Origin of the sequence: Shewanella sp. ULN5, assembly GCF_030731885.1 — a bacterium.
Classification (GTDB): Bacteria; Pseudomonadota; Gammaproteobacteria; order Enterobacterales; family Shewanellaceae; genus Shewanella; species Shewanella holmiensis.
In genome coordinates this window covers 165,229-174,443 of the sequence record NZ_JAPJEE010000009.1, presented here as the reverse complement: position 1 = coordinate 174,443, position 9,215 = coordinate 165,229, and the positions used below count along the sequence as shown (strand labels likewise).

Sequence of the window (9,215 nt, the reverse complement as noted above, 5' to 3'; positions counted from 1 at the left end):
GCAGGTAGCAATCAAAACACTACAAGGCTTAGTTCGGGAGCCACAAGCATGCTATTAAATTCGTGGGGATCCGTCAGGGTCAGAGTAAACTTTATTCTATTACCTCAAAAGGGCGTCCCATTTTCTTTGGATGGATACTTTTCCCGTTAGTTTTTCTATTTGATCTTGGAATGTGTCGCTACCGATCACCATGCCTTTATTGGTTGCTTGACGAATATCGCTAATCATTTTTGCATCTAATTGATGTTGAAATAAGGCTCGATAAGATGCTTGCCTTGCTTGAGGGTTTTGGCTTTTTGACAGGAAAATTTGATGTGGAGTACAAAGCTCGGAGGTTTCACCTAGGGCGTTGATTTGATAGCTCGACCATATATATTCGGCAGGGTCATTAACCATATTTGCAAAGTGACTTGAGTTAAAGAGTATAGCTGACCATTTTAAGTTTATTCTGACCCTGAGGGATCCGAAAGCTAGCTTGACGTCCTGTCAGGCTCACGCTATTTTCTTCAACGTCCTCAAGTAAAATGGAGCCTGCAGATATAATATCTAAAGCATTAAAAAAGCGAACAGGTTGGTTCGCTTTTTGTTTCCGTCATTCCGGTAATGCTTTTGAGCCGGAATCCAGGTGTTTTCTTTTTGCTGTGTACTTATTTACGACCTGCGGCCACTAACGTCGTTTGTGGTCTGCATCGGCCAAGTCCTGTGATAGAAAGCGAGCCACCGTTCATTGAGCTTTCAATGGCAGCAAACAAACTCAAGCGGAGTGTTTTGTGCGCTTTTTGCGTTAACGGGGGGTGACAAACGATAGGCATTTTGATAAAACGTGTTTCGCATTCATGGCATTTACTCGTGGTAATATTTGTTTGGCGATAAATTTGATCACCAAATGCCATGAATGTTCCTCAGTTTTTAATTTATCTCATTATTTTTATTCATTCTTTTGTGGGGATTCGTCAGACTCTGACCCATTTATCTGACCCCATTTATTCAATGATAATGACTACTTGGCCTCGATAATACTGCGTCAGCCGACACTTTTCGCATGGCTCGAAATAAGGAGTTTGACACCAGTCAACTCCGAGGAGAAAAGCATCGGCTTCCTTGTCTTCTCATCGGCAGTAACGCCATTATCGTGGTAGTAGGCTTCATTTGAAGTTTTAGAATTTAAAAGCGACCGGAAGGTCGCTTTTTTGTTTGGGGAATAAAATTTAAAATTACACTAATGTTAGCATTTTCATACGGGATACATTAAATGTCTAAATATTATCACTGCTTACTAATACCCGTTTAGTTTTTTCTAACAAGTTTACCTGCTTTCTAGATAGGCCTGCTTTACCGTAGCGATAGCATAAATAGTCCGAGATATCTTGTTCATGGGTTGAAATTATCACTTGCCTATCTCTAAGTTCCACCCGAAGTAAATCACTAAACGAGGCAATATTAATTTCATCCATGCATTGGGTAGGATCATCAATGAACACAAATGCAGTCTTTGCATACTTTTTATTCAACGCGAGAAACAACGATAGTGACAATGCACTGATTTGCCCGCTGCTCATCGACAGAATTGCATCATGTTGAGAATCACGCGCGGTAGTAAAGTTCATCGCAGAGGTTTTTCTCTTTGCGTCTGGTGTATCAATAAACACACCTAATCCACTTTGATAATTTTGAAGTAAACGACCACTATATATATGAAAAAGTGACTCCATTTGACCAATTGTTCTATTCATATAGTCAGTTTGTGCATGTTTTAACTGAGTAACTACTTTTTCTAGTTGCTTGTTCAGGTTATTTAAGAGAACTACCTTTCGTGCACAAAAATCAACCTCCTTTTTTCTCTTTATGATCGAATCGTTTATCGCAAAATTGTGCTGTTGTTGAATATAATTTTGTTTTTGCTCGATCAACTCTTCTGACAGTTTCTCTAGTTCGCTGAGTTCAGTAAATTGGCTAACGAAAAAGTTTATCTCTTGATCTGAAATGATCTCATCTTCTTGCTCAAGAGATTGCAAAACTGATTTTTTTACATTCGATACCTGTTCCTCTTGAACTTCTTCTCTATGTTCATAGTGTTTTGGTAGTTCTATATCCAATGAAACCAGTCGCTGTCCAATAGTACTTAATCTCTTTTCTTGATGCACATGCATCATTAATTCAGCGTGCAATTGCCCTTCATATTCATTCCTAGCCTTTTCGAGTACAGGGATATACTTGACTTTTAAAGGACTTATAATGGCTTCAATATTTTGATAACACTGATTGATTTGTTGGCCAATTCCATCTAATTGCTGCTTGAGCTGTCGTGTTTTTGCTTCAATCGACGCAATTAATAGTGTGCTTTCTTTATAATCAAAACCACAAAGTGGGCAATCATGTTCGTCGCTGCTACAAACTTGAAGTAATTTTCCCCGTAGTTGCATCACTTCGGCCTGTTTTTTACTAACGCCTCCATGTTCAAGTTGCAGTTTGTCTTTAACTTGTAAGAGCTTTGTTAACTCATCAGCATATTGAGCGCTAAGGTACGATGAAATAATAGTGTTGTGAGATGAAGATAGCTTTGGTACCTCTACACTTAATGTGATGCATACTTTTTCTAGCTGATCCAGTAGTGCTTTGTTTTTATTTAAGTCCGGTAACCTTATAAAATGATGATACAGCCTGACAGCTAAACCAAATTCGTCACGTTTCGTGAAATCTACTTTTTGTTTATTTCGGATTCTTTTCGCTATTTCCCCTCGGCCAACATAAGTACGTTTTAGCAGATTCATTTGCTCTAAAAGGTCACCTATATTCTTGTAGTTATCTACTGTGAAAGGCAGTTCCAGATCCCATTGAGGAGTGATGTTTAAGTCTGTTAACTTTGTATAGATAATCTGTTTAGAGTCATTTACAGTTAATGTTTGTTGAAGCTCATTTAGTAACGCTATTTGGGTTCTACTTTCATCATCTGCTTCTTTTAATTGTACTTTGGTCTCTTTTTTTAGTTTACTTATTTTATCAATGCGAGCTTCTAGTCCGTCAAGATTAAGAAGATGACTTATTTGGTCTGTTCTTTTTCTATCGTCGCACGCGTCCGGAATAACAATTGATTTGCTATCTTGTTGAAGGTAATTGAGCACTGAAAAGTTATTCAGAAATTTATCACCTAGTCTTTCTGACCAAAACTTTTCCTCATCGCTAACCAACCTAGATTCAGCATCAGCATGCAAGCTCGTTAATTCATATAGCTTAAAGTCATAAAAGCTATTAGGTTTGTTTTTACTCGCATTTAAATCCTCTTTCTTTGCCAATCTCATGACATAGAGGGACTCATCACCCTTTTTAAGCTCCGCTACTATCGAGATATCTTGTTGGCTATAATGGTTTTGATATAAGCTTTTCTCAAAATTCTTGCCTGCAGCGATTTTAAGAACATCATGCCTAGCTACCACCCTTGGAAGCTTGTTGCAAAAGAGAAGTTGTTTCGCATCAAACAAGGAAGTTTTTCCGAAACCATTCGGTCCATCGTAAATGACTAAATCAGATGCGTAACTTTCCTCAAACTCAGTGAATACTTTGAAACCATTAATCTTCAGTTTGTGAATTCGCCATCTTTCCACGAATATGCTCCTTAACTATTGCTTGGTAATTGTTGTCACTGCTCACAAAAAGCCGTTCAAACTCGTTACTCAACTCTAAAACATTTGCATCTTCTAAGTAGTTATCCGCAAGTTTGCAAGGATCGTCTAATTCAGATTCATCGACAGGAACGGATAGAAAAGGTAGCTTAATGAAGATACGGCTAGCAATGCCATACTCAGATTCCACTAAGGGTGATTTTTTATATAAGCGAAATTTACTCTGATCTTTGATCAAAGTAGCAATAGCGTTTATATCCATGTTGTTTAGAAGGTCCATTTCAGCTTTTGAGTAATATAAAACATGCTTTTTAAAGCTATATCCATCCTCTTCGAGGGCAAAAATGTCACTTTCATAATCAACTATATTTGCTAAGCGATCTATCTCGAGCAAAACCAAAACATCCGTATTCTTAGCAAAAGCAGGCTGTTCTTTTAACGCATCGGGTGTGTTGATAAGTACCCACTGATTAAGCTTGCTTGGTGTCATAAGTTTTGTGACCTTAACTACAGCCAAAAATCTTTGGTATTCTTTCGACGTTGCTCTATAAAAAGAAAACCGCTCATCCTCTTGCTTAACTAACTCAAACTGACATGGAGATTGATTGGAGAGTGCTGTTATTATTTTACTGATCATTTATTTCACCACTTGCGTCACGTACAGACACAAACCTCACGTTGTTAATTTTGGTAAATCTATTTTTATCCGTTTCACTGATGTCAGTGAATTTGCTTGCATTATTGGATTGCTCACATAATCTAAATGGAGGACTTGGCATGTCGACAATCAAGTTTTCATAATCATAAAGTACATCCTGCACGATTGGATTACGCCGCATACCTGTTACATTATCTTGAATTTCATCAATATTAATTTTCTGATTGGTGCGTCGAAATTGCATAGAAGTCGGTAGAAAAGCACCCAGATCACTTTTGAAGTAATGCGGTAAGTCCTGTGTGATTCTAATACCTTTAATTTCCGCAATAATATCAAGATACATTTCTACAGAATTCACACTAAAACCTTCCAAAGAAATATTATTTTGATTGGGTACTTTTGAGTAATATAGCCTAGTTAATCTATCTGTATTCATACTAGCTATAAAGTGTCTGCAAGCGAACAAGTCGTTCAAGTCAATACTTTGGTTGTCTTGATGAGACTCTAATAATTTATCGGTTCTTTCTAGGAGCTTGGTTCTAAACCTGAATAATACTGCATCGTAATCACTGTCATGTATTGCTACAGAGTGGAGACAATCCACAATTTCAGTAAAATTGATCGGAATAGAGTCTGCGGCTTCGAATTTATTTATAGATTCATTCTGATTACGATGATGTGCTAGATTCACGCGACTAGCTAAAAGCATTTGCAACTTTGCCAGTTTATGTTCGACAAGTTGTTCTGTAGTTAATAAACGATTATCGGCAAGGTACTGCGTAACAATTTGATTGAGTGCAGTATCGATAAACCCAGTTTCAACAAAGTAACGTTCATCATGATATACATAAAATTGGACTAGAAATTCGCCATTCACAACATTAGCTGCTCTATCAGTAAAATCATCGAGATCTGTTGAAACATGAAACCATCTAATTGTTTTTGAGTTACATTGACTAGATACTTTTGAAGCTTGTTTTAAAGCTGGTTCATAAGCAGAGCGATTGCCACTTTTCATTGCCTTAACTTGATGGATAGATAGAACGGAGCCGACACTATTGTGGATAACAAAATCATCCAGAGTTTCGACTTTCAGACAAAATGCTTCATTGTCCTTTTGCACAAGAAGACGTATTGCGTGATAAAGTGCAACTTTCCCTTGATATACAAATCCACTCCAAGCCGGAATAGCACTACTGTTAGCTATTTGAGACGTGACTAGTGTCAATCTTTTTTTTCCTTAAAGCATATAGTTGAATTAGGAATAAATGAAGTCAAACTAAACCGTTCAATTCTCATCATTTCCCCACCTCACTCTTACTCAAACATCTCTGCGCGACTTGATACACAATCGCATCGACTTGTTGTTGTGTGAGTGCTTGGGTTCGGACGGCTGGTATGGTTTTGACCAGCTGTTTGTGATTTAAGATGGGGAACGGTGGCCTAGTTTGGCTAGTGACGTACCAGCCGGGAAATACCAATACTGGGCTGGAAAACACCTGCTGGCCAGTGGCTTTAGTGAGCCATTGGCTGACCCAAGTGGCTTGTCGGGTTGCTTGTTCTATTGGCTTGGTTTCAGTCCACGATGGGAAGCATAAGAGGCCATCTTTATAAAATAGTTGGTAGTCTTTAACTTGGGTTGCGCTAGTCGATTTACTGTCGCGTTTGCGCTTGTGGCGACCTTTGGTTTCGATGGCGAATACACCATTTTTTCCAATGGCTAAGTGGTCGATGTTAAAGCCGTCGGCTTGTATGTCGTGAAATATTTGATAACCCAAAGCTTGTAAGCCAATTAACTCATTAGCTGTGGCGATTTCTGCGGTATGGCCTAAACGTAGCTTGGTGAGTTTTGAGAAGTTCTTCCATGTTTTATAACCGCAATAAGTTAATCCGATAATTGAGGTTAGGGCAAACAGCCAGGGGAATTTACCTACGGTAATATGTGCTTGAATACTGTTAATAGCAAACGGCAGGCATACAACCAATACGCCCATTAACATGCTGGCTATCAAATTAATTTGCAGATCTTGTATCTCTTGCTGTAAGCCAAATGCGGGTATGCGGATCAGTTGATCACGATCAACAGGCAGCTTTACCGTGGCATCACGATGCTTGAGTAAGACATACATAACTCCTAAGGTGACAAACATGCTCGAAAGCAAAATACCTACAGATAATATACCGGAAGCGAAGCCTGTCATTTTCATCCTTGAGCGTAATGTGATCGAAAATATAGTGTCAATAAAGTTTATTGATCAGAATATTTATAAATCGAATAAGTTAACCTGAAATGCAGCAACAAAGATCAAAGGGGAAGGGCGTTAAGCGGTGAGCTGTGGCTTTGTGTAAACAATAGCGCGGTGGCTATGGTTTCATCCCTGATTTTGATTGCTTCACTTTTGTCGCTTTTACTGCATTAGAGCCTGCATTCCTTGTGTATTCAGACAGTAACCGATTTTGTTTACTGCTATCAATCAATATTTACTGTTTATGTGATAATAAGTGCAAAAATATCATTGCATAAGAATGACTTGTATTAATTTGTATCTAAGAGATATTTTTAGTAAAACACTTGTTTGGCTTGCTGATTGGCTAATTAATATGGTCTCCGTGATTATTAATAGGGCTGAATTGTACTCAGCCCTATTTTGCTGCAGGGTTATAAGCTTCTGGCGAGTTTTATGAATTTATCAATTTCTATGCGGATGCGGGAGTTAGGTGAGATGTCTAACTTATCAATGCCATCTTCTTTGGTGATCCTCGCTATAGTCTTATTTTGCCAATTTGATCTAACTTTCATCTGCGCCTTTTCTACAAAAGCCTCGGCATATTTTACGTCAGCTTCATTACAATATCTTAGCGCTTCCCAGCTGATAGTATAGTAATCAGCATTAGTTTCTTTGTCGGTGTGTTTTACTAAATCGAAGTAATAAGGCATGAAGTCAACTTCATTGTTACCTGTGTAATGTCGGCTCAATAAGAAGTAGACACTCTCTGAATTGACTTCAATGGTTATTTCAGGGTAAATACGCTTGATTTCATCGGCAATATGCTCGAATGCTGAGTAGTCTTGGATGTTATTAAGTACCTGATGTGACGCTTGCAAGATGAGTAAAAGTTCATTGTGCTCACTATCATTGTGAACTTTCGGTTCCAAAGCGATAGTGTTGAAATAAGTTTCAGGAGAGACATCGATTAATTTGATTTGCTTACCGTTTGCCGTTACTGATTCATTGGCTAATGTTTCTAGCAATGAGGCATGGTTGTGTGCCAATAATTTTGCATATTTAGTGAGGTCTTTATCTAATTTTTCAGTATGCTCATCCCACTCACCAAACACATAGGCTTGAATGTCTTTTAATATGCCTTCTTGTCTAGCCGGTAATGCTTCTAATTCTAGTAGCCTTTTAATTGCGGTGACTACCCATGCATCATCTAACTGCACAAAGGCATGATGCATTTGTACGCCGTGATTTTGTTTGTGGCTGTCAGATAAAATGTAATAACGCTGCCAATTCGGATAGTGAGTTTCAGCCCAATCAAAATAAGCGGAAAGCTGACCTGTATGGGCTTTGCTGCCGTCTTTACGTTCAATCAGCATGAGGGTTTTTGTTGCAGCATCTGCGAGCAGTAAATCAATTCTTTTGTTGTCGGTGATCACCAGTTCGCGCATTACGGTAACTTGGTTAAAGCTTTTTACCGATAACTCATATACTTGTGGTAATCCTTTTAGTTGTTCATCAGTTGCACTTTGATAATAAGCTGCGAGTAATGCCTTGATAAAATAGTCTTGCTGTAGGTGCCCCTCATGCGGGGAGAGTAGCCATTGTAAGATGTCCGATTTACGGTTTTCATCAAAACTGACATAACTATCCAGATAAGTGACAGATCTAAATCGCTGGTAAAAGGCGAGGTAATTAGGGTCTTGAAAGAAGTTGTTCAAGTCCGATTTGAGTTTTTGGTATAACGGTTCCATTGATAACCTTTTAATAAGTGTGTCAGAGTAAAATTTTTACAAATTAACTCACAGATCCAATTATTGAGTCTGAAATGCATCAAAAAGATCAAAGTGGGGAGGGCGTTAAGCGGTGAGCTGTGGCTTTGTGTAAACGATAGCGCGGTGGCTATGGTTTCATCCCTGATTTTGATTTGATCACGTGTGTCGTTTGACCGCATTCCCTGTGTGCAAACAATAACCGATGTGAGCGGTTTTATTCAATCTCTATTTACCCTTTTTGTGACAAATAGGCCAAAATATCATTGCATAATAATGACTTGTATCAACGCGTGTCATTTGTCGTTAGCCTAAGTAAATTGCCCTTTGGTTAATCAATTTATCTTTAGCGGCTATTTTTAATGCTAGCTGCGTGGAATTGACTTGCTATAAGCCCAGCTACTGGCGCGTATTCTAGCGAATGTGGTTATTCATCTTGCTTTGGATGCGATTCGTAGGGGCTCATCCATCAAAGATGATAATGGCTTTGGTTAAAGTGGCGTTACTATACTGTTAATCTGTGAATTTACGAGGTTCGTGCGTGTGAGTTCACTCTCTGATTTCATTTTTTGAGGTAATACCCAATGAGCAAAGCAAAAACAATCTTACTTGCGACATCTTTAAGCCTGCTAGCATTAACGGGTACTGCGAATGCAAGCGATTTAACCTGTACTGTGGCAGGTGGTGAAGATATCGTTATGAATAATATTGATATTCTACGCACTAACCAACCTATTGTTAAAATTGATGGTGGTTATAAATCGCCAATTTTAAGCAATATCTATCGCATTGATGGTGTCGATGGCGTCGATATTAGTGATACGCCAACGTATTTATCTTATGAACATTACCCATTGGCTGACCATCAGCTGGCTGCAACGGTTCAGGTTTATGGTAAAGACGCGGTGAAAGGCCTTTGTATTGTAACCGATGAAATGTAAGC

General features: G+C 38.5%; 7 protein-coding genes and 1 pseudogene. 1 reads left to right on the top strand and 7 read right to left on the bottom strand.

Features of this window, described 5'->3' with window-relative positions; translation table 11 throughout:
• Nucleotides 1-99 precede the first annotated feature (99 nt).
• The 7 genes and pseudogenes from ORI98_RS10940 to ORI98_RS10910 form a co-directional block, all read right to left on the bottom strand.
• Entirely contained in the window at nucleotides 100-396 is a 297-nt protein-coding gene (locus ORI98_RS10940; protein ID WP_306135234.1) for a transposase, read from the bottom strand.
• 293 nt (nucleotides 397-689) lie between these two features.
• Nucleotides 690-838, bottom strand: a pseudogene (locus ORI98_RS10935) (IS4 family transposase); the annotation flags it as partial.
• A gap of 418 nt (nucleotides 839-1,256) precedes the next feature.
• Nucleotides 1,257-3,602, bottom strand: a complete 2,346-nt coding sequence (locus ORI98_RS10930; protein ID WP_306135233.1) for an AAA family ATPase — start codon at nucleotides 3,600-3,602, stop codon at nucleotides 1,257-1,259.
• Nucleotides 3,568-4,257 carry an ABC-three component system middle component 1 gene (locus ORI98_RS10925; protein ID WP_306135232.1) on the bottom strand — a complete coding sequence of 230 codons (690 nt, stop codon included), beginning with the start codon at nucleotides 4,255-4,257 and terminating at the stop codon, nucleotides 3,568-3,570. The genes ORI98_RS10930 and ORI98_RS10925 overlap by 35 nt, the downstream gene beginning before the upstream one ends.
• Complete coding sequence (locus tag ORI98_RS10920) at nucleotides 4,247-5,506, bottom strand: ABC-three component system protein (RefSeq protein ID WP_306135231.1); 1,260 nt, start codon at nucleotides 5,504-5,506, stop codon at nucleotides 4,247-4,249. The genes ORI98_RS10925 and ORI98_RS10920 overlap by 11 nt, the downstream gene beginning before the upstream one ends.
• A gap of 70 nt (nucleotides 5,507-5,576) precedes the next feature.
• Nucleotides 5,577-6,479: a nuclease-related domain-containing protein gene (locus ORI98_RS10915; RefSeq protein ID WP_306135230.1), complete on the bottom strand. Its 903-nt coding sequence runs from the start codon at nucleotides 6,477-6,479 to the stop codon at nucleotides 5,577-5,579.
• Between the two features lie 458 nt (nucleotides 6,480-6,937).
• A complete protein-coding gene (locus ORI98_RS10910) occupies nucleotides 6,938-8,254 on the bottom strand; it encodes a PD-(D/E)XK nuclease family protein (RefSeq protein WP_306135229.1) in 1,317 nt (438 codons plus the stop codon).
• Between the two features lie 602 nt (nucleotides 8,255-8,856).
• Between ORI98_RS10910 and ORI98_RS10905 the strand changes: the two genes are divergently transcribed.
• The gene (locus ORI98_RS10905) at nucleotides 8,857-9,213 is read left to right on the top strand and encodes a hypothetical protein (RefSeq protein ID WP_261298710.1); all 357 of its coding nucleotides are present in this window, start codon (nucleotides 8,857-8,859) and stop codon (nucleotides 9,211-9,213) included.
• The last annotated feature ends 2 nt before the right edge of the window (nucleotides 9,214-9,215 follow it).

Bases quoted from the DNA above. Each gene is read 5' to 3' on its own strand.
- ORI98_RS10940 (WP_306135234.1), bottom strand. From the start codon at position 396: ATGGTTAATGACCCTGCCGAATATATATGGTCGAGCTATCAAATCAAC.
- ORI98_RS10925 (WP_306135232.1), bottom strand. From the start codon at position 4,257: ATGATCAGTAAAATAATAACAGCACTCTCCAATCAATCTCCATGTCAG.
- ORI98_RS10915 (WP_306135230.1), bottom strand. From the start codon at position 6,479: ATGACAGGCTTCGCTTCCGGTATATTATCTGTAGGTATTTTGCTTTCG.
- ORI98_RS10910 (WP_306135229.1), bottom strand. From the start codon at position 8,254: ATGGAACCGTTATACCAAAAACTCAAATCGGACTTGAACAACTTCTTT.
- ORI98_RS10905 (WP_261298710.1), top strand. From the start codon at position 8,857: ATGAGCAAAGCAAAAACAATCTTACTTGCGACATCTTTAAGCCTGCTA.